The sequence below is a fragment of the Janthinobacterium sp. genome (assembly GCF_031995485.1).
GTDB lineage: Bacteria > Pseudomonadota > Gammaproteobacteria > Burkholderiales > Burkholderiaceae_D > Janthinobacterium.
Window position 1 is genome coordinate 24,032 of record NZ_DAMAGB010000057.1, and the last position, 19,230, is coordinate 43,261.

The window sequence follows — 19,230 nt, forward strand, 5'->3', positions numbered from 1 at the left end:
CTGGCAATCTGCCCTAAAATAAATAGAGGAAATTATGCGTATCGTGATTCTGGGTAGCGGCGTCATCGGCGTCACCAGTGCTTATTATCTGGCCAGGGCAGGGCATGAGGTGACCGTCATCGATCGCCAGCCTGGTCCGGCACTGGAAACCAGCTTTGCCAACGCGGGGCAGATCTCGCCCGGCTATGCCTCGCCATGGGCCGCGCCCGGCATTCCCCTGAAAGCCGTCAAATGGATGATGCAGCGCCATGCACCGCTGTCGATCTCGCTCGACGGCAGCATGGCACAGCTGAAATGGATGTGGCAGATGCTGCGTAACTGCACCCCGGACGCCTACGCCGTCAACAAGGAGCGCATGGTGCGCCTGGCCGAATACAGCCGCGACTGTTTCAAGGTGCTGCGTGCCGAGGCTGGCATCAGCTATGAAGGCCGCCAGCAGGGCACGATGCAATTGTTCCGCACCGAAAAGCAGTACAACGATGCGGCCAAGGATATCGATGTGCTGAAAGACGCGGGCGTACCGTTCGAGGTGCTGCAGCGCGACCAGCTGTCGCGCGCCGAGCCGGCGCTCGAAGCGGTCAAGGACAAGCTGTTCGGCGGCCTGCGCCTGCCCAACGATGAAACCGGCGACTGCCAGCTGTTTACCACCCGTCTGGCCGAGATGGCCGTCAACCTGGGCGTGCAGTTCCGCTATGGCGTGGCGATCGACGCGCTGCTGACGCAGGGCGAAGCGATTGCCGGCGTGCAATGCGGCGCCGAGGTGGTCAAGGCCGACGCGTATGTGGTGGCGCTGGGTTCCTATTCGACCACCTTGCTGAACCCCTTGCTGGGCATCCCCGTGTATCCGCTGAAAGGCTATTCGATCACCGTGCCCATCGTCAATGCGGCCAAGGCGCCGGTGTCGACCATCCTCGACGAGACCTACAAGATAGCGGTGACGCGTTTCGACGACCGCATCCGCGTGGGCGGCATGGCCGAGATCGCCGGCTACGACCTGCGCCTCAATCCGCGCCGCCGCGAAACGCTGGAAATGGTGGTCAACGACCTGTTCCCCGGCGGCGGCAACACGGGCGAGGCCACCTTCTGGACCGGCCTGCGCCCGATGACGCCGGACGGCACGCCCATCGTCGGCCGCACGCCATTGCGCAATCTGTACCTGAACACGGGCCACGGCACACTGGGCTGGACCATGTCCTGCGGCTCGGCGCAATTGCTGGCCGACCTGATGTCGTCGAAGCAGCCGGCGATCCGTGCCGACGATTTGTCCGTGGGCCGCTATGGCGGCGCGCAGCAGGGCGGCAAGCTGCACTACGCGGAGGCATGAGCATGACGGCAAACACAGTTGTTACGGCAAAAGAGCGCAGCGGCGCCATCCTTACGATCGATCTGCATGCCGTGCGCGCCAACTACCGGTTGCTGCGCGAGAAAGCCCGGCCTGCCGCCTGTTCGGCGGTGGTCAAATCGGACGCATATGGCCTGGGCGCGGCGCAAGTGGGCGCCGCGCTGTACGAGGAGGGCTGCCGCCATTTCTTCGTGGCGCACCTGGAAGAGGGCATCAGCCTGCGCCCGCACGTGGCGCCGGACGCCGAAATTTTCGTGCTGCACGGCCCGCCGGTCGGCGCGGAAAGCGAATTCACGCAGCACGGCCTGATTCCCGTGCTCAACAGCGCGCCGCAGGTGGCCGGCTGGCGCGCGCATGCCGCCTTGCTGGACCGCGAACTCGACGCCGTGGTGCAGGTCGACACGGGCATGTCGCGCATGGGCCTGTCGCCGCAGGAAATCGACGGCTGGCTGGCGAACCCGCATTTTCTCGACGGCATCAAGGTACGCTATGTGATGAGCCACCTGGCCTGCGCCGACGAGCGCTATCACCCGGCCAATGCCCAGCAGCTGGCGCGTTTCCTGGAAATTCGCGCGCGCCTGCCGCAGTATCCGGCCAGCCTGGCCAATTCTTCGGGCGTGTTCCTGTCGCCCGATTATCACTTCGACCTGGTGCGTCCGGGCGCCGCGCTGTACGGCATCACGCCGCAGGCGGGCGAACCGAACCCGCTGCAATCGGTGGTGCGCCTGCAGGGCAAGATCCTCCAGACGCGCACCATCGAAGCGGGCGAGCATGTCGGCTATTCCTGCCGCTACACGGCCACCGGGCCATGCGTGGTGGCCACCGTCTCGGTCGGCTATGCGGACGGCTGGCTGCGCAGCATGAGCAACCAGGGCCTGGGCCTGATCGATGGCGTGCGGGTGCCGCAGATCGGCGCCATCTCGATGGATTCGATCACGCTCGACGCGAGCAATATCGATCCGGCGCGCCTGGCGCCCGGCCAGCTGGTCGACCTGATCTGCCCCGAGCACCCGGTCGACGCAGTGGCCGCGATGGCCCATACCATCGGCTATGAAGTGCTGACCAATCTGGGCGGACGCTATTTCCGCGTGTATACAGGGTTGGCGCCGTCGCCGAACTGACCTTCTGGCGTGCAGACGTCAGCAATACTTGTGTGGCAAGATAGGCCTGTCGTGATCATCACGTCAGGCCTTTTTTTACCCTATCGGAGGATTTTTCATATGAGCCAGTATCAAGTTGCAATCATCGTCGGCAGCCTGCGCAAGGATTCCTTCAACCGCCAATTGGCTGACGCCATCGTCAAGCTGGCGCCGCCCGAGTTCTCTTTCAAGCAGATCGAGATCGGCGACCTGCCGCTGTACAACCAGGATGACGACGGCGCCCAGTCGCCGCAGGTGCTGCGCCTGAAAACCGAAATCGCCGATTCCCAGGCGCTGCTGTTCCTGACTCCCGAATACAACCGTTCGATTCCGGGCGTGCTGAAAAACGCGATCGACCACGCCTCGCGTCCTTACGGCCAGAGCGTATGGGGCGGCAAACCGGCCGCCGTACTGGGCGTGTCGGTCGGCGCCATCGGCACCGCGCTGGCGCAGCAGCATCTGCGCAACGTGCTGGCCTACCTCGACGTGCCGGTGCTGGGCCAGCCGGAAATGTTTATCCAGGCCAAAGAAGGCCTGTTCGACGAAAATGGCAATATCGGCGCGGCCAGCCTGGGCTTCTTCCAGGGCTGGATGAAACAGTACGTGTCGTGGATACAAAAACACGCCATTCACGCCTGATGGCGGACAGGCCTGAAATTGATGCCATATCAATATAGCACTCAATAAACGGTTTCCTTTATCGTTTGTTGCTCTATAGATATGTATAATGCGTCTTTTTCGGGCAATGCCACTTCCATGCCGCACCAATCCAAGTTGTCTTCGCGTATCAATCTGCGCCGTCTGATCGTGCTGGTAGCGTTTGCCAGCGCCATCATTTCGCTGGCCAATACCTTCTACGCCACGTTTCGCGTGCAGCGGCAGCTGCTGATCGATAGCACACTGGAGGCGAACCACGCGTATGCGCACAAGCTGGCCGGCAGCACCGAGGATTTCCTGCAGTCGACGCGCCAGCAGCTGGCCTACAGCGCCGGCCTGCTGGCGCGCCAGTTTGGCGACCGGGCCGCGCTCAATGCCGAGGCCGGGCGCCTGCGCAAGCAGACCAACAGCTTCAACTCTGTCCTGATTGTCGATGCGCGCGGCGTGGTGCAGGGTGTTTCGCCAGAAACGCTGGCCGTGCGCGATACCCGGTTGACCACGCTGGGCGCGCAGCAGGCGCTGCGCGAGCGCCGTCCCCTGATCACCCAGCCTTATCTGTCTTCAGTGGGCAACCTGGTGATTTTTATCTCGCATCCCGTGTTTGCCGCCAATGGCGACTACCTGGGCTATGTGGGCGGCTCGATTTACCTGAAACAAAAGAATATCCTGTCCCGCCTGTTGGGCGAACATTACTATCGCGATGGCTCCTATCTGTATGTGGTCGACCAGAAGCGGCGCCTGCTGTATCACCCCGATCCGGGCCGGGTCGGGGCGACGGCAGGGGGCAATACGGTAATCGACGCCATCGTGCGCGGCGAAAACGGCAGCGGACGCACGGTCAATACGCTGGGCGTGGACATGCTGGCCGGTTACGCCGTGCTGCCATCGACGGGCTGGGGCATTGTTGCCCAGCGCCCGACGCTGGCCACCCTGGCGCCGCTGAACCAGCTGATGCTCAATACGGTGTGGCATACCTTGCCGATTGCCCTGCTGACCCTGCCGCTGATCTGGTGGCTGGCGCGCCTGATTTCGCGTCCGCTGGTGCAACTGGCCGAAGGCGCCAGCCGCATGGATGCGCCCGGCATGGCCGAGCGCATCGGCCGCATCGGCGTGTGGTACCTGGAAGCGGCGCAGATCAAGCGCGCCTTGCTGGTTGGCATGTCGCTGCTGCAAAACAAGATCGGCAAGCTCAAGAGCGATGTGCAGACCGATCCGCTGACGGGCCTGGCCAACCGGCGCGGCATGGATGCGGCCCTGGAAGCGTGGCAGGCGCAATCGCGGGCGTTTTCCGTGATCGCCATCGATATCGACCACTTCAAGCAGGTCAATGACCGCTGGGGCCATGCTGTCGGCGACGCCGTCATCCTGCGCCTGGCCCAACTGATGCGCGCCGGTTCACGCGACCATGACGTGTTGTGCCGCAATGGCGGCGACGAATTCCTGATGCTGCTGCCGGACGCCAGCCTCGACATTGCGCTGCAGGTCGCCGAGCGCCTGCGTGGGCGGGTAGCCGAGGCCGAGATTCCCGGCGCCGGCGCCATCACCGTCTCGCTGGGCGTGGTGTCGTCGAGCCAGCAGGATGGCGACAGCGCCTCGATTCTGCTGGCTGCCGATGCGGCGCTGTATGTGGCCAAGGAAAGAGGACGCAACTGCGTGGGCGTCAATGAAATGCTGGCGCGTCACGGATGACCGATTCGACGATCAGTTGCGAAGTGGACGGCCAGCCGTTCGACCTGCGCCGGTTCGGTTGCCGCGACATGGGCTACGGCCAGCGCAGCGCGTTGCCGCTGCTGCCGTTTCGCTTATGCTTGCCGGCCAGCATGCTGGCTGGCCTGGTCGGCGAGGCATATGATGATTTCCTGCAGACCTGCCGCGAAGACGATGCGCTGCTGGACGAATCCGACCTGCCGGCCCTGCGCGACGCGGGCTATCCCGGCATCGCCGCGATGCTGGCACGACACCAGCCGCTGCTGGCCGAACTGCTGGTCGATTATCTGTACCGCGACCTGCTCGATGCCATTGCCGCGCACAGCGGCGCCCAGGCGTACCGGCCGCGCCGCAGCGGCGACCCGCGCAACGCGGACGCACGGCGCCACTTCACCGTCAATGCGCTCAAAAAGGCGCAGTTTGCCAGCGACGAGATCGTGCTGGAAGGGCAGGGCTATTTCGGCACCTGGATCATCTGGCTGCACCAGCTGAGATAAATGCTTGACCTTCCGTCCATAGGAAGGTTTATCATGCCACCATGAATCGCGCCCTTTACCGCTGTTTTCTCCGCTCGCTGCTCTGGCTGCTTGTTGCTGCGCTGCCCTTGCAGGGTTTCGCTGCGGCCATGCGCACCTGCTGCCTGCAGCAGGATGGCGTGGCGAAAGCGGCAGCAGTGATGGAAGTCAAGGCGGCCATACCGCATTGCCACGATATGACGGACATGGCAGACATGGCGGACATGGCCATGCCCATGCAAATCGATGACCACGATGGCAAGACGATGGCGCACGGCCACGATTGCGGCAACCATGGCGCCTGCACCGTGGCCGCCAGCGCGCCCCCGCCGATGTCCTTGCTGCAGCCGTTGAACCTGCGCGCCCCCCGCCTGCCGGTGGCAAGCGCGCTGCTGTTTGCCGGGCATATTCCGCCCGGCCCCGAACGTCCCCCGAGAAGCATCCGCTCCGCCTGACCGCCCGTGAACCTGGCGGGACGCTACCTTACGCCTGTTGCGCCCCATGCCAGCGTTGCCCCCGTACCACCTGCGTACGACCGTCCTGTTATCGAGATACTCATGAAGCATTTAATTGCCCTTGTCCTGGCTGCGTGCGTCGTGCCGCCGCTGGCCGCCCTTGCCCAGCCGCCAACACCTGCACCGCAGGACCCGCAGGCCGCCGTGCCCGCCACCGAATACCGCTCCGCCTTCGACGGCTACCGCAGCGCCGCCGAAGACGACGCTACCCCGGACGAAACCTGGCGCGCCGTCAACCGCAAGGTGGGCGAGGCCGGCGGCCACAAGGGCCATATGATGAACATGGCGGGACACGCCATGCCGATGGACAAGACAGTTCCTGTGCCTGTCGCGCACGACCAACACCACCAGCACCAGGGGCATTGAGATGGCCGCCTTCCATACCTTGTCAAGATTGACTCCGCTGGCTGCAGCTTTACTACTGGGCGGCTGCGCCAGTTTCAGCCAGGACGGCGGCATGCAGGCCGTGTCCACCCTGGCCGATGCGCGCACCGGCGCACCGGGTGCCCTGGCCCCGGCAGCTGGCGCAGACGGGCTGGCGCCGCTGCTGGCCCAGCCCTTGAACGCCGACAGCGCCGTGCGCATTGCGCTGATGAACAATCCCGGCCTGAGGGCGGCGCTGGCCGAACTGGGGGCGTCGGAAGCCGACCTGGTGCAGTCCGGCCGGCTGCGCAATCCGGGGCTGTCGTTCGGCCGCTCGCATGGCAGCGAAGGCCATGAAATCGACCGCAGCGCCAGCTTCGACCTGGCGGGACTGCTGACCATGCCGATGCGCGTACAAATCGAGCGGGGACGCTTCGAGCAGGCCAAGCTGCAGGCGGCCAGTTCTGCCGTGCAGCTGGCCGCCGACACGCGCCGCGCCTATTTCATGGCGGTGGCGGCGGTGCAGACGGAACAGTTCATGCAGCGCGCGCTGGTATCGGCCGAGGCTGGCGCCCAGCTGGCCACGCGCCTGCAACAGGCTGGGAATTGGAGCCGCCTGGACCAGGCGCGCCAGCAGGTGTTTTATGCCGATGCGGTCAGCGACCTGGCGCGCGCGCGCCACCAGGCCACGGCCACGCGTGAACGGCTGACGCGCCTGCTGGGCCTGTGGGGCCGGCAAACCGCGTTCATTTTGCCCGATCGCCTGCCGGACTTGCCGGCGAAGGCGGAAGAGCCCGGCACTATCGAAGCGCAGGCGATGGAGCAGCGCCTCGATGTGCAGATGAGCAAACTCGATGCACAGGCCACCGCCAGCGCGCTGGGCCTGTCGAATGTCACGCGCGTGGTCAATGTGCTCGACGTGGCGTACACCAACAAGAGTACCTCGGCCGCGCCCCGCGAAAACGGCTATGAGGTGTCGCTGGAACTGCCGCTGTTCGACTGGGGCACGGCCCGCCATGCGCGCGCGCAGGCCGTCTACGAGCAGGCACTGCAGCGCACGGCGGCCACGGCAGTGAATGCCCGTTCGCAAGTGCGCGAGGCCTATTCGAGCTACCGCACTGCCTACGACCTGGCGCGCCACTATCGCGATGAAGTGGTGCCGCTGCGCAAGACGATCTCGCATGAAGTGCTGCTGCGCTACAACGGCATGCTGGCCAGCGTGTTCGAACTATTGGCGGACGCGCGCGAGCAGGTCGCCAGCGTCAACAGCGCCATCGAGACCCAGCGCGACTTCTGGATCGCGCAAACCGAATTGCAGTCGGCCATCAATGGCAGCGGCGCAGCCAACAAGGAATAACCATGATCTCACGTAGAAACTTTTTCATGAATGCGGGCGCCGTCGCCTTGAGTGCCGCCGCCGTCAGCCGCGCCGGCGCGGCCTCGCTGCCGGAAGCGGCCAGCATGGCCGGCGCCGAAACCAAGGCGCCGCCACCGCCGCCGAATGGCCGTCCTTATAACCCGGTAGTCACCCTGAATGGCTGGTCCTTGCCCTGGCGCATGAACAACAACGTCAAGGAATTCCACCTGGTGGCCGAGCCGGTGGTGCGCGAACTGGCGCCGGGCATGATGGCCAATCTGTGGGGCTATAACGGCCAGTCGCCGGGTCCCACCATCGAAGTGGTGGAGGGCGACCGCGTGCGCATCTTTGTCACCAATAAATTGCCGGAACACACCAGCGTGCACTGGCACGGCCAGCGTTTGCCCAATGGCATGGATGGCGTGACGGGCCTGACCCAGCCGGGCATTGCGCCCGGAAAAACCTTTGTCTATGAATTCGTGGCCAGGCGCCCCGGCACCTTCATGTACCACCCGCATGCCGATGAGATGACGCAGATGGCGATGGGCATGATGGGCTTCTGGGTCACGCATCCGAAAGACCCGAACTTCATGCAGGTCGACCGCGATTTCGTCTTTTTGCTCAGCAACTACGACATCGATCCGGGCAGCTATACGCCGAAGATCATGACCATGACGGACTTCAATCTGTTCACCTTCAACAGCCGCGTGTTTCCCGGCATTGACCCGATGGTGGTGCGCCAGGGCGACAAGGTGCGCGTGCGCGTGGGCAACCTGACCATGACCAACCACCCGATCCATATGCACGGCCACGAGTTCGAGGTGACGGGCACCGACGGCGGCTGGACCCGGCCCGAATCGCGCTGGCCGGAAGTGACCACCGACGTGGCCGTGGGCCAGATGCGGGCGGTGGAATTCACCGCCACCGACCCGGGCGACTGGGCGTTTCATTGCCACAAATCGCACCACACGATGAATGCCATGGGGCACGACGTGCCGACCATGATCGGCGTCGACCACCAGGGCGTGGCGGCAAAGATCAACCAGCTGGTGCCGGGCTATATGGTAATGGGCGAGCGCGGCATGGCCGACATGGGCGAGATGCAGATGCCGATCCCCGACAACACCCTGCCGATGATGGCCGGCGACGGTCCGTTCGGCGCGATCGGCATGGGCGGCATGTTTACCACGGTGAAGGTGCGCAAGGACCAGCAACCCGGCGACTACCGCGATCCGGGCTGGTACCGGCATCCGAAAGGCACGCTGGCCTACGAGTGGACAGGTGCCTTGCCGGAGCCGGTCCGGGGGCAGGGTGCGGGCCGGCCGGCGGCGCCACGAACTGGCACGGTGGAAATGAATGTGCGCAAGCCAACTGGTCACGCAGGACATTGATTTATAACAGTTAACAATGCGGCTTGGCTAGCACGGAAAGCCGCAGAATGTGTTGCGCCGCATCAATGAATTGTCGCTGCCGTGACAATCCGCGCTTTTGTTGGCGATGTTTTTTCCTTATATTCGACGCATACCTATCCTGCTTGCCATGCGGCCCGGCAGGACTGACGCTGCGTGCGTCCATGACCGAATACTGGAGAGAGCATGTTAAATCAAATGAAAGTTGGAACCCGCTTGCTGGCGGCGTTCTTTTGCGTGGCGCTGCTGGGCGCCATCGTGGCCGGCATCGGCATCTATAACATGGGCAAGATCGACACCATGGCCGGCCAGATGTACCACAATGAGCTGCTGGGACTGTCGCATATCAAGGAAGCCAATATCGCGCTGATCAAGGTGGGCCGCGCGCGCAGCAACTTCCTGCTGGCCACCACGGCCGAAGAACGCGCCACGCGCCAGGCCGATATTGCCAAATTTCTCGCCGCCAACAAGGCCAGCCTGGCCAAGGCCCAGCCACTGTTTGTCACGCCAGCCGCCAAGGAACTGTTTGCCCGCTTTGCCGTGGTGGAGGTCGAATATGCCAGCTCGATGAGCCAGGTGCTGGCGCTGGCTGCGGCCGAGCCGCTGGCGCAGCGCAGCCCGGAACTGGTGGCGCTGCTCAATAAAACGCGCGAACATGCAAATGAGCTCGACAGCGTGCTCGACAAGCTGTCGCAGCAGAAGGAAGTGCGCGCCAAGGAAGCGGCCGAGCAGGCGTCCAGCGTCTACCAGACCAGCCGCAGCTTCATGCTTGCACTGGTGCTGGGCAGCGTGGCGGCCGGCCTGTCGCTCGGTGCGCTGATCACGCGCGGCCTGACGCGCCAGCTGGGCGGCGAACCTGGCTATGCGGCCGATATCGCCGGCGCGATTGCCGAAGGCGACCTGACGGTCGAGATTGCCACGCGCAACGGCGACAGCGCCAGCCTGCTGTTTGCCATGAAAACCATGCGCGACAAGCTGGTCGGCATCGTCAGCCAGGTGCGCGCCGGCACCGATACCATCACCACGGCGTCGAGCGAAATTGCGCAGGGCAACCTGGACTTGTCGTCGCGCACGGAAGAGCAGGCCAGCTCGCTGGAAGAAACCGCGTCGTCGATGGAGGAGCTGACCTCGACCGTGCGCCAGAATGCCGACAATGCGCGCCAGGCCAATACGCTGGCCGGCGCCGCCTCGGACGTGGCCAGCAAGGGCGGCGCCGTCGTGGGGCAAGTGGTGCAGACGATGGAGTCGATCAATGCCTCGTCGCGCAAGATCGTCGATATCATCAGCGTGATCGACGGCATCGCCTTCCAGACCAATATCCTGGCGCTCAATGCGGCCGTGGAAGCGGCGCGGGCCGGCGAGGAAGGGCGCGGCTTTGCCGTGGTGGCTGCCGAAGTGCGCAATCTGGCGCAGCGCTCGGCCAGTGCCGCGAAAGAGATCAAGGCGCTGATCGGCGACTCGGTCGAGCAGGTGGAAATCGGCAGCAAACTGGTGCGCGACGCCGGCCTGACGATGGACGAGGTGGTGGGCAGCGTGCGCCGCGTGGCCGACATCATGCAGGAAATCACCGCCGCCAGCAGCGAACAGAGCGCCGGCATCGAGCAGGTCAACATGGCCATCGTGCAGATGGACCAGGTCACCCAGCAGAACGCGGCGCTGGTGGAGCAGGCGGCCGCTGCCGCCGAATCGATGCAGGACCAGGCTACCGCCCTGAACGAGGTGGTCAGCGTGTTTCGTCTGAGCGGCACCCATGCCACCCAGACGGCGCCGGCCAGCAATGTCACGACCTTGCGCCGGCCGGCCGGTGCCGCGCCGCGCCCGGTGCGTCGCATCGCATAAGAACGGCCGCAGGGCCATATGTGTCCTTGCGAACAAACAAGCTTTTGGCGCAAGCGCTACAATCGGGACACCAAGTCAAGGAGTGTCCTCATGAAAAACCTGTTTATTGCCGCCGGCCTGCTGCTCGCTGCCACCACCGCTGTCACCACTGCCTCGGCCGCCGTCACGGTCAGCATCGGCCAGCCCGGCTTCTACGGGCGTATCGATGTGGGCGATTATCCTGCGCCGCAATTGATCTACGCCCAGCCCGTGATTGTCGAGCGCGCACGCTATGTGCAGGCGCGCCCGATCTACCTGCGCGTGCCGCCCGGCCATGCCAGAAACTGGTCGAAGCACTGCCGCCGGTATAATGCCTGTAACCAAGAAGTCTATTTCGTCCAGGATAGTTGGTATAACAACCAATATGCGCCGCGCTATCGCCAGCAGCATGCGCGTCCGCCCATGCATCGCCCGCAGCCGCAGCACCATGGCCGTCCGGACCACGGTCCCGGCCGTGGACCTGATCGCGGCCATGACCGTGGCCCGGACCGGGACCGGGACCACCATGACAACCGCCCTGGCAACCACCACGGCAATGACAGGGGCCATGGCCGCGGCAACGATCACCGGGACAATGGACACAGGAATTAAGCAATCACATCAGGAGGATCTTTGCACAGTAAAATCGTTATCGTCGGTGGCGGGGCAGGAGGCCTTGAGCTTGCCTGCAAACTCAGCCGCAAGCTCGGCGCCGGCCAGGTGACACTGGTCGACAGCCGCCTTTACCATATCTGGAAGCCGTCGCTGCACGAAGTGGCGGCCGGCACGCTCGATATCCACCAGGAGGGGCTGTCGTACCAGATGCTGGCCCATGACAATGGCTTTACCTATGTGTATGGTCCCCTGGTCGCGCTCGACGCGCCATCTAACAGCCTGACGGTGGGCGCGATTGCCTCCGACAAGGATGAGCAGCTGCTGCCGCAGCGCACCATCAGCTACGACCAGCTGGTGCTGGCCGTCGGCAGCACCTCGAATTACTTCGGCGTGCCGGGTGCGCAGGAAAACACGATTTCGCTGAACGCCACCGAAGATGCCGAGCGCTTCCGCCTGACCCTGCTGAAACTGCTGGCCATGGCCGAGCAGCGCCAGGGCGACGCGGGCCATCCCGGCGTCGACATCGTCATTATCGGCGGCGGCGCCACGGGCGTCGAGCTGGCGGCCGAATTGCGCGAGGCGAGCGGCGTGTATGCCGCCTATGGCTTCCAGAACCTGAACGCCATCAAGGACGTGCGCATCACCCTGCTCGAAGGCGCGCCGCGCATCCTGGCGCCGCTGCCTGAACGCGTGTCGCTGGCGGCCTCCAAGCTGCTGTTCCAGCATGGCATCACGGTGGCGGCCGACACGCGCGTCACCTCGATCGAGGCCGACAAGGTCAATGTCGCCACCGGCACCAGCTATGCTGCCGATATCGTGGTGTGGGCCGCCGGCATCCGCGCGCCGGAATTCCTGGCCACGCTGGGATTGCCGGTCAACCGCGGCGGCCAGATCGAAGTGACGGGCATGCTCAATGTGCAGGGCCACGCGAATATCTATGCGCTGGGCGATTGCGCCGCCTGCATGGGCGCCAATGGCAAGCCGGTACCGCCGCGCGCCCAGGCCGCCCACCAGCAGGCCGATTACCTGCTCAAGACCTTCCTGCTGCAAGCGAAGGGCAAGCCGCCGCAAACCAAACCGTACGAGTATCTCGATTACGGTTCGCTGGTATCGTTCGGCCGCACCACCTCGGTCGGTACCCTGATGGGTTCGCTCAAGGGCCTGAGCTGGTTCGTGGAAGGGTTCGTGGCGCGCATGATGTATGTGAGCCTGCACCTGATGCACCACAATGCGGTGCTCGGTACCGTGCGCACGGCCGTGATGGCCATGGGCCGCTTCCTGATCAAGCGCAGCACGCCACAGGTCAAGCTGCACTGATACCCTGGCCTTGCCCACTACTGGAGATAACATGAAACGATTGTTGAGTACGGCGATTGCCGCAGCGTTGTGTTCAGGGTGGGGCGTGGCCCACGCCGCCGCCAGGCCAGCGCCGCCGCCGGAAACGGTGGCCAGGCTGGCCTGGCTCGCGGGCTGCTGGCAGGTTGACGGTGCCGAGCCGGGTTCCGGCGAGCAGTGGAGCACGGCGGCCGGCGGCACCATCCTGGGCGCCAGCCGCACCGTCAAGGGCGGCAAGACCACCGCGTTTGAATTCGTGCAGATCCGCCTGACGGTGCCGGGCCAGCTGGCCTATATCGTGCAGTCAGGGGGCGAGGCGCCAGTGGAATTCAATCTGTTGCGGCAGGACAAGCCGAACGAATTCGTTTTCGCCAACCTCGATAATCCTTTTCCCAGCCGTATCACCTATCGCCACGACAGCGATCGCAAGGTGCATGCCAGTATCATGGGTACGCTGAAAGGCAAGCTGACCACGATACACTTTCCGATGACGCGCACCGCGTGCGAGGCGCGCAAATGACGGAAAACCGAGTTTGCCCGATTATTGGGCGGCTGCCGCGCGCGGGATGACGACAGTGACGGCCGTGCCGCCCTGCGGGTTGGCGGCCAGGGTCAGCGTGCCGCCCAGGTAGGCCACACGCTCGCGCACGGCGCGCAAGCCATGCTTGTGCAGGTCGTCCGGCAGGCTGGCGGGCAGGCCGACGCCATTGTCCTTGACGGTAATCATCAATTCTTCGTCATTGTCGTCGACGATCACGTCCACTTCCGTCGCCTGCGCATGGGCGGCGACATTGCGCAGCGCTTCTTCCAGCGTGCGCAACAGCGCCACGCCCGCATCGCGCGGGCACACCAGTTCATCTTCGGGCAGGCTGCAGCGCACGCTGAGCTTGTGCTGTTCGGCAAATTGCGCCGCCAGTTCGCTCAGGGCCACGTTGACGCCCAAGAACTCCAGCTTGTCATTCCACAGTTTGATCTGCATCTGGCGATTGGTTTCAATCACATTGAGCAGCAACTGTTTCATGGTGGCGGCGCGGTCCAGCAGCGGCGCTTCCTGCGGCATTTTCTGCGTCAGCAGCGACAGGTGCATGGTCAGTGCTGTCAGCGAGGAGCCGAGACTGTCGTGCAACTGGCGCGACAGGGCGCGCCGCTCGTTGTCCCAGCTGGTATTGGTGTGTCCCAGCAATTCGCTGAGATCGGCGGCGCGTGCCGTATCTGGGTGGCCCACTTCCTTGCTCTGATCGGTTTGTGCGGACATGGAGCCCCGGGAATAGAAAGAATGATAAAAGTATTCGACGTGATTTTAGTCTGGATCATACATGAGGATCGCTTGACAGGGCGCATGGCAGGAAAATTTCTGGTTTGCCGGCAAGTTCGCCCTGATGCGCGACAGCCAGGTGGGACAGTGTCCCTTGCGTACGGTTGCGCACATACCCGTTTGCCCGTGCCTGCCATAGTAAGGTTGTGCGCAAGCCATGCAGCAGATGCGGCAGTTGCCGCCATTGCGGCTCGGGCGCAGGACCGGCCCCCACCCAAACGAAAGGATATGCCATGAATATCGATACCATTGTTGATCAAGAATACTGTGCCAAAAGCTTCCGCGATATCGTCAATGCGCCCATCAGCGCCCTGCGCGGCGTCAGCGCCAAGGATGCCAAGGCCCTGACCCAGGCTTTCGGCGTGACCACGGTGCGCGAACTGGCCAACCTGAACTTCGTCAAATGGGCCAGCGCGCTGGCCATCCTGGCCGACGAGGAGGGCATGACGGGCGAAGAAAAAGCCAAGGAAGAGCTGCTCGATGATGCCGTCGAAATGACCTTTCCAGCCAGCGACCCGATTTCGGTCGACGCCGGCATTACGCGCATTGAGGTAGCGCCGGAAAAAGTCAGCGCCCAGCTCGACCATCAGCATGCCGGCAAGCATGAAGTGACGGCCGGCAAGAAGACCAAGTAAGCAATACGCTGCAAGATGAAAAAACCGGGATGCCGCCATGGCGACATCCCGGTTTTTTCATGGGCAAAGCCAGGCCGTGAAGGTGTCAGGCAATCGAGCCCACGCCATGCTTGCTGACCTGGCTGACCGCCACGTCGTGCGGTGCGCAGCAATAACGGTTCTTGCCGGCCCGCTTGGCTTCGTACAGGGCGGTGTCGGCCGCGCTGAGCAGCGCTTCGACGGTGGTGGCGTCGTCGGGATAGATGCTGATGCCGATGCTGGTCGACAGGCGCAAGGTCAGGTCGTTAATGAAATAGGGCTCGGAAATGACCTCGATCAGCTTGGCTGCCGGCTCGCGCGCGTCGCCCTTGCCGGCCAGGTTGCCCAGCACGATGACGAATTCATCGCCGCCGATGCGCGCCACGGTATCTTCCTTGCGCGAGGCGCCCACCAGGCGCTCGGCCACCATTTTCAGGATTTCGTCGCCATACGCGTGGCCATAACTGTCGTTGATGGCCTTGAAGCCGTCCAGGTCCAGGTACAGGATGGCCGACTTGCCGCGCACGCGCGCCGAGTGCTGCAGCGTGTGTTCGATGCGGTCCTCCAGCAGGCGGCGATTGGGCAGGCCCGTCAAGGGGTCGTGCAGCGCCAGCTCCTGCTGCTGCTTGCTGTATTGCGCCAGTTCCTTGTACAGCAGACGCACTTCGAGCATGTTGTGGATGCGCTTGTGCACTTCCATCAGGTCGAATGGTTTGCTGATGAAGTCGCGCGCGCCCGCTTCCAGCGCAGCAATCTTGAAACTTGGCTGCGCCGTCAGCGCCAGCACCGGCAAGTAGCCGCCATGCTCGATTTCCTTCAGGCCTTTCATGACCTGGAAACCGTTCAATTCGGGCATCTGCAGGTCCAGCAGGATCAGGTCGTAGCAATGTTCTTCATGCAGCGGGCACACTTCGGCTGGCCGCATGGTGGCAGTGACGTTGCTGTAGCCAGCGTCACGCAGGATCTCCAGCATCAGGTCGACATTGTCGGGCGAGTCGTCGACGACCAAAATTTTGGCTTTCAAAATTTCATCTTGGCTGGGCATAAGTAGTCTCGGTGAATTCTGTTAGGTCATCGCAGGCATCATCCACGGCGAAGGCGGCCAGCAGAAGAGCGCGATGATGGTAGCGTCTTGCATCAAGATGGGGCGCACGAAAGCGGATCAGTCCGGTTTATCCTTGACTTGCAAGGTGGCGTCGCTCGGCTTGTATATAGCTGCGCTTATCCATTTCAGTGTAGCAAACGGTGTCGATGTTGCTTGTAGGACAGGGCCGCGTCTGAAAGTAGGAAGTTTAACCCATCATTGATAAATTTCTAACTATATTTATTTATTTCTTTGTATTAACTATCCTGCATCAATCCTGCTTGTTTTTCAATTGTTCCGCCGACGCCAGCTGCGCAACCGTGGCCAGCAGTTCATTCGGGTCGAGCGGCTTGACCAGGTAGGCCTGAAAACCGCTCTCCAGGGCACGTTGCCGGTCCTGCGGCCGGGCAAACGCGGTCAGCGCCAGCGCCGGCAGGTCGCCGCCGTCGGCGCGCGCGCGCACCAGCGCCAGCAGTTCAAAGCCGTCCACATCGGGCATGCCGATATCGCTGACCAGCACGTCTGGCCGTGCGCTGGCCAGCAGGCGCAGCGCTTCGCTGGCATTGGCGGCGCTCTGCACCTCGGCATGGGCGTCGCACAGGATGCGTTCGGCCAGTTCACGTGCGTCGGGCTCGTCATCGACCACCAGTACCCTGACGCCGGCCAGGTCGTGCGGCGCGGCCGGGGCAACGCCCGCTTCGCGCGCGGCAGGCGCCAGGCTGTTCGCAGGCAGGCGCACGGTAAACGTGGCGCCCTGCATTTCACCGGGGCTACTGACGGCAACCGTGCCGCCGTGCTGCTCCACCAGATGCTTGACGATCGCCAGGCCCAGCCCGAGTCCGCCGTGCTTGCGCGTGGTCGAGGCGTCTGCCTGGCGGAAGCGGTCGAATACATGCGGCAGGAAGTCTGCGCGGATGCCCACGCCATTGTCGGCGATGGTCAGCAGCAGGCGGTTGCCGTCGCGCGCCACGCGGATATCGACCTGGCCACCTTGGGGCGTGAATTTCAGCGCATTCGACAGCAGGTTCCAGATCACCTGCTGCATGCGGCTGGGGTCGCCCATCATGGTGCCGGCGTTGGCGGCGATGTCCGTATTGAGGCTGATATGCTTGGCGTCGGCAGCCGGGCGCAGGGTTTCGATGGCCGAGGCGATCACGGTGGCCGGCACGATGGTCTGCATGTCGAGCATCACCTTGTCGGACGTGATGCGGCTCATGTCGAGCAGGTCTTCGATCAGCTGCGCCTGCGCGCGCGCATTGCGCTCGATGCTGTTCAGTCCGCGGTGCAGGTCGGCCTGGTCGCGCGTGCCGCGCCGCAGTACCTGGGCCCAGCCCAGGATGGCCGACAGCGGCGTGCGCAGTTCGTGCGACAGGGTAGCGAGGAATTCATCTTTCAGCTGGTTGGTACGCTCGGCCTCGGCGCGCGCCTCGCGTTCGCTGTCGAGCAGCACCTTGCGCTCTTCGGCGGCGCGCCGCGCTTCCACATATAAACGGGTATTGTCGAGCGCGACGGCGGCCTGGGCGGCAATTGCCGCCACGATGCGTTCGCTGCGCAGGCTGAACATGCCGGGCTGCGGATGGCCAAGCAGCAGGCGGCCCAGCAGCTGGCCCGAGCGCGAGCGCACCGGCAGGCTCATGCAGCTGCGCACGATGGGCGCGCCGGAGGCGTTGCCGTCGGGCGCCGTCTGCAGATCGTTGTGGCGCATGGCCGGACCCAGGCGCAGTTCGGCGGCGATGGCTTCGGCCTCGCGCGCGGTCATGCCGCTGACCGCCTGCGCCACCGGCAGCAGCGGTTCGCTGTTGCCGCCGTGCTCGTGCGCCACATGCCCCTCATGTTCTGCATCGTAATAAAAGGCGCCAAAGCGCGCGCCGCTGATGCGGGTGGCGGCATCGACGGTCTCTTGCAGCAGCGAGGGCAGGTCCAGCGTGCTGGCCAGCGTGGTGCCGGTATTGTTGAGCAATTCGAGCACCCGCGTTTCATCGCGCAGCGCTTCCTCGACATGCTTGACTTCGTCGACATCGGTGCTGGTGCCGAACCAGCGCAGCAACTGTCCGCCCCGGTGCACGGGATTGGCGCGCGTCAGGAACCAGCGGTACTGGCCATTGCTGCCGCGGATCGGGAACTCCATTTCAAACGGCGTGCCGCCTTGCAGCGCCGCTTTCCAGCCCGCCAGCATTTGCGGCAGGTAGTGCGGATCGTAGGCCGTGTCCCAGCCGTCGCCAGCCATTTCATCGGGCGTGGTGCCCGTGTAGTCATGCCAGCGCTGGTTGTACCAGCTCATGGTGCCGTCGAAGCTGGCGATCCAGGCCAGCTGCGGTATCGAGTCGGCCAGTGCGCGCAAGTCTTCCTCGCTCTGGCGCAGGCTGTCTTCGGCGGCCTTGCGCTCGCTGATATCATGGATATAGGTGGTCAGGCCATCGGCGGAAGCGAAGATACGCACTTCCAGCCAGCGTCCCAGCGGCGCGTGGCGCAGCTCGAAGCTGCAGCTTTGCTGCTGCGCCATGGCGCGCCGGTATTGCATTTCCAGCTCCGTGCCCAGCATGTCGGGGCAGGCCTGCCACAGATTGGCACCGGCCAGCGGCACGCCGGGAGAGCGCTGCGGCGCCAGCATGTCGGCGCCGCGCGCGTTGATATAAAGGATGTTCCAGTCGGCATCGAGCACGCTGAAGCCATCCGTGATGCCTTCCAGCACATTGGCGATGCCTTCATCCGACAAGCTCAGCGGCTGTGCCGGATAAGGCAGATCTTGCTTGTGGTCATGCTTAACCATCAGAAATCCTGTGTGCCAACATCTGTCTATCTTGCGGCCATTGTATCCCCAAGCACGGATTGGCCTGCACACGCTTGCCCTTGCCAGAAGATTACGCTTTGGCGCTGTCGATCACATGGCCTGCGGGGCCTGATTCAGCCTCGTTGTGCAGATAGCACTGGACAGAGCAGGATGCAGTCCCTATAATCCCGCTTCTTTCGAGACAGCAACTTCTCGATGTACTGGAAACCTCGGCGCTAGCTGAAATCCAGTGCGAATGGCGCAAGCTTTTCGGCAGTGAAAAGAGTTGGCGGTGCTGGGCAGCAGTTTTGCAAAACACCGCTAAGCGATTGAAAAATCGAACTTTTCAAAGCGAAACGAATACGCTATAATGTTTGCCTGCGCGGCTGTAGCTCAGCTGGATAGAGTACTTGGCTACGAACCAAGGGGTCGTGGGTTCAATTCCTGCCAGCCGCACCAGTATGACCCGGAACCTGTGGTACAGGTTTTGGTTGAAGGTTGTGACTTCATGCAGTATGGTGAAGAGTAAGTGAGCAAGTTTTGCGGCTGTAGCTCAGCTGGATAGAGTACTTGGCTACGAACCAAGGGGTCGTGGGT

The 19,230-nt window shown here is 63.6% G+C and carries 17 protein-coding genes and 1 tRNA gene; 15 read left to right on the top strand and 3 right to left on the bottom strand.

Annotated features, from left to right (window positions below; all coding sequences use genetic code 11):
- Positions 1-34: 34 nt before the first annotated feature.
- The 13 genes from RTQ46_RS24085 to RTQ46_RS24145 all read left to right on the top strand — a co-directional run bounded on the left by RTQ46_RS24085 (position 35) and on the right by RTQ46_RS24145 (position 13,331).
- Positions 35-1,324: a D-amino acid dehydrogenase gene (locus RTQ46_RS24085; RefSeq protein WP_312440127.1), complete on the top strand. Its 1,290-nt coding sequence runs from the start codon at positions 35-37 to the stop codon at positions 1,322-1,324.
- A 2-nt stretch (positions 1,325-1,326) separates the two neighbouring features.
- The gene (alr, locus tag RTQ46_RS24090) at positions 1,327-2,463 is read left to right on the top strand and encodes an alanine racemase (RefSeq protein ID WP_312440128.1); all 1,137 of its coding nucleotides are present in this window, start codon (positions 1,327-1,329) and stop codon (positions 2,461-2,463) included.
- Between the two features lie 99 nt (positions 2,464-2,562).
- A complete protein-coding gene (locus RTQ46_RS24095) occupies positions 2,563-3,120 on the top strand; it encodes an NAD(P)H-dependent oxidoreductase (protein ID WP_312440129.1) in 558 nt (185 codons plus the stop codon).
- 117 nt (positions 3,121-3,237) lie between these two features.
- The gene (locus tag RTQ46_RS24100) at positions 3,238-4,827 is read left to right on the top strand and encodes a sensor domain-containing diguanylate cyclase (protein WP_312440130.1); all 1,590 of its coding nucleotides are present in this window, start codon (positions 3,238-3,240) and stop codon (positions 4,825-4,827) included.
- Positions 4,824-5,342: a hypothetical protein gene (locus RTQ46_RS24105; protein ID WP_312440131.1), complete on the top strand. Its 519-nt coding sequence runs from the start codon at positions 4,824-4,826 to the stop codon at positions 5,340-5,342. Before RTQ46_RS24100 ends, RTQ46_RS24105 begins: the two co-directional genes overlap by 4 nt.
- Before the next feature lie 41 nt (positions 5,343-5,383).
- Positions 5,384-5,815, top strand: a complete 432-nt coding sequence (locus RTQ46_RS24110; RefSeq protein WP_312440132.1) for a hypothetical protein — start codon at positions 5,384-5,386, stop codon at positions 5,813-5,815.
- A 102-nt stretch (positions 5,816-5,917) separates the two neighbouring features.
- Complete coding sequence (locus tag RTQ46_RS24115) at positions 5,918-6,241, top strand: hypothetical protein (protein ID WP_312440133.1); 324 nt, start codon at positions 5,918-5,920, stop codon at positions 6,239-6,241.
- Between the two features lies 1 nt (position 6,242).
- Complete coding sequence (locus RTQ46_RS24120; RefSeq protein WP_312440134.1) at positions 6,243-7,595, top strand: TolC family protein; 1,353 nt, start codon at positions 6,243-6,245, stop codon at positions 7,593-7,595.
- Between the two features lie 2 nt (positions 7,596-7,597).
- On the top strand, positions 7,598-8,986 hold the full coding sequence (locus tag RTQ46_RS24125; protein WP_312440135.1) for a copper oxidase: 1,389 nt from the start codon (positions 7,598-7,600) through the stop codon (positions 8,984-8,986).
- 216 nt (positions 8,987-9,202) lie between these two features.
- Positions 9,203-10,843 carry a methyl-accepting chemotaxis protein gene (locus RTQ46_RS24130; protein WP_312440136.1) on the top strand — a complete coding sequence of 547 codons (1,641 nt, stop codon included), beginning with the start codon at positions 9,203-9,205 and terminating at the stop codon, positions 10,841-10,843.
- A 90-nt stretch (positions 10,844-10,933) separates the two neighbouring features.
- On the top strand, positions 10,934-11,473 hold the full coding sequence (locus tag RTQ46_RS24135; protein WP_312440137.1) for a hypothetical protein: 540 nt from the start codon (positions 10,934-10,936) through the stop codon (positions 11,471-11,473).
- Between the two features lie 21 nt (positions 11,474-11,494).
- Positions 11,495-12,793: an NAD(P)/FAD-dependent oxidoreductase gene (locus RTQ46_RS24140; RefSeq protein ID WP_312440138.1), complete on the top strand. Its 1,299-nt coding sequence runs from the start codon at positions 11,495-11,497 to the stop codon at positions 12,791-12,793.
- A gap of 31 nt (positions 12,794-12,824) precedes the next feature.
- The gene (locus RTQ46_RS24145) at positions 12,825-13,331 is read left to right on the top strand and encodes a DUF6265 family protein (protein ID WP_312440139.1); all 507 of its coding nucleotides are present in this window, start codon (positions 12,825-12,827) and stop codon (positions 13,329-13,331) included.
- Between the two features lie 21 nt (positions 13,332-13,352).
- On the opposite strand, the gene RTQ46_RS24150 is transcribed toward RTQ46_RS24145, so the two are convergent.
- Entirely contained in the window at positions 13,353-14,066 is a 714-nt protein-coding gene (locus tag RTQ46_RS24150; protein WP_312440140.1) for an ATP-binding protein, read from the bottom strand.
- Positions 14,067-14,359: 293 nt separating this feature from the next.
- Between RTQ46_RS24150 and RTQ46_RS24155 the strand changes: the two genes are divergently transcribed.
- Positions 14,360-14,761, top strand: coding sequence for a hypothetical protein (locus tag RTQ46_RS24155; RefSeq protein WP_312440141.1), 402 nt, complete (start codon positions 14,360-14,362; stop codon positions 14,759-14,761).
- A gap of 85 nt (positions 14,762-14,846) precedes the next feature.
- Here the strand turns inward: RTQ46_RS24155 and RTQ46_RS24160 are convergent, their stop codons facing one another.
- Positions 14,847-15,824 carry a diguanylate cyclase domain-containing protein gene (locus RTQ46_RS24160; protein WP_312440142.1) on the bottom strand — a complete coding sequence of 326 codons (978 nt, stop codon included), beginning with the start codon at positions 15,822-15,824 and terminating at the stop codon, positions 14,847-14,849.
- Between the two features lie 310 nt (positions 15,825-16,134).
- Positions 16,135-18,633 carry an ATP-binding protein gene (locus RTQ46_RS24165; protein ID WP_312440143.1) on the bottom strand — a complete coding sequence of 833 codons (2,499 nt, stop codon included), beginning with the start codon at positions 18,631-18,633 and terminating at the stop codon, positions 16,135-16,137.
- A 382-nt stretch (positions 18,634-19,015) separates the two neighbouring features.
- On the opposite strand from RTQ46_RS24165, the gene RTQ46_RS24170 reads away from it, so the two are divergent.
- Positions 19,016-19,092, top strand: a tRNA-Arg gene (locus tag RTQ46_RS24170).
- The last annotated feature ends 138 nt before the right edge of the window (positions 19,093-19,230 follow it).

What these genes read in the sequence shown, in the direction of transcription:
- RTQ46_RS24100 (WP_312440130.1), top strand. Translation starts at nt 3,238, where the DNA reads ATGCCGCACCAATCCAAGTTGTCTTCGCGTATCAATCTGCGCCGTCTG.
- alr (WP_312440128.1), top strand. Translation starts at nt 1,327, where the DNA reads ATGACGGCAAACACAGTTGTTACGGCAAAAGAGCGCAGCGGCGCCATC.
- RTQ46_RS24120 (WP_312440134.1), top strand. Translation starts at nt 6,243, where the DNA reads ATGGCCGCCTTCCATACCTTGTCAAGATTGACTCCGCTGGCTGCAGCT.
- RTQ46_RS24130 (WP_312440136.1), top strand. Translation starts at nt 9,203, where the DNA reads ATGAAAGTTGGAACCCGCTTGCTGGCGGCGTTCTTTTGCGTGGCGCTG.
- RTQ46_RS24145 (WP_312440139.1), top strand. Translation starts at nt 12,825, where the DNA reads ATGAAACGATTGTTGAGTACGGCGATTGCCGCAGCGTTGTGTTCAGGG.
- RTQ46_RS24105 (WP_312440131.1), top strand. Translation starts at nt 4,824, where the DNA reads ATGACCGATTCGACGATCAGTTGCGAAGTGGACGGCCAGCCGTTCGAC.
- RTQ46_RS24160 (WP_312440142.1), bottom strand. Translation starts at nt 15,824, where the DNA reads ATGCCCAGCCAAGATGAAATTTTGAAAGCCAAAATTTTGGTCGTCGAC.
- RTQ46_RS24150 (WP_312440140.1), bottom strand. Translation starts at nt 14,066, where the DNA reads ATGTCCGCACAAACCGATCAGAGCAAGGAAGTGGGCCACCCAGATACG.
- RTQ46_RS24095 (WP_312440129.1), top strand. Translation starts at nt 2,563, where the DNA reads ATGAGCCAGTATCAAGTTGCAATCATCGTCGGCAGCCTGCGCAAGGAT.
- RTQ46_RS24115 (WP_312440133.1), top strand. Translation starts at nt 5,918, where the DNA reads ATGAAGCATTTAATTGCCCTTGTCCTGGCTGCGTGCGTCGTGCCGCCG.
- RTQ46_RS24085 (WP_312440127.1), top strand. Translation starts at nt 35, where the DNA reads ATGCGTATCGTGATTCTGGGTAGCGGCGTCATCGGCGTCACCAGTGCT.
- RTQ46_RS24165 (WP_312440143.1), bottom strand. Translation starts at nt 18,633, where the DNA reads ATGGTTAAGCATGACCACAAGCAAGATCTGCCTTATCCGGCACAGCCG.
- RTQ46_RS24135 (WP_312440137.1), top strand. Translation starts at nt 10,934, where the DNA reads ATGAAAAACCTGTTTATTGCCGCCGGCCTGCTGCTCGCTGCCACCACC.
- RTQ46_RS24110 (WP_312440132.1), top strand. Translation starts at nt 5,384, where the DNA reads ATGAATCGCGCCCTTTACCGCTGTTTTCTCCGCTCGCTGCTCTGGCTG.
- RTQ46_RS24155 (WP_312440141.1), top strand. Translation starts at nt 14,360, where the DNA reads ATGAATATCGATACCATTGTTGATCAAGAATACTGTGCCAAAAGCTTC.
- RTQ46_RS24125 (WP_312440135.1), top strand. Translation starts at nt 7,598, where the DNA reads ATGATCTCACGTAGAAACTTTTTCATGAATGCGGGCGCCGTCGCCTTG.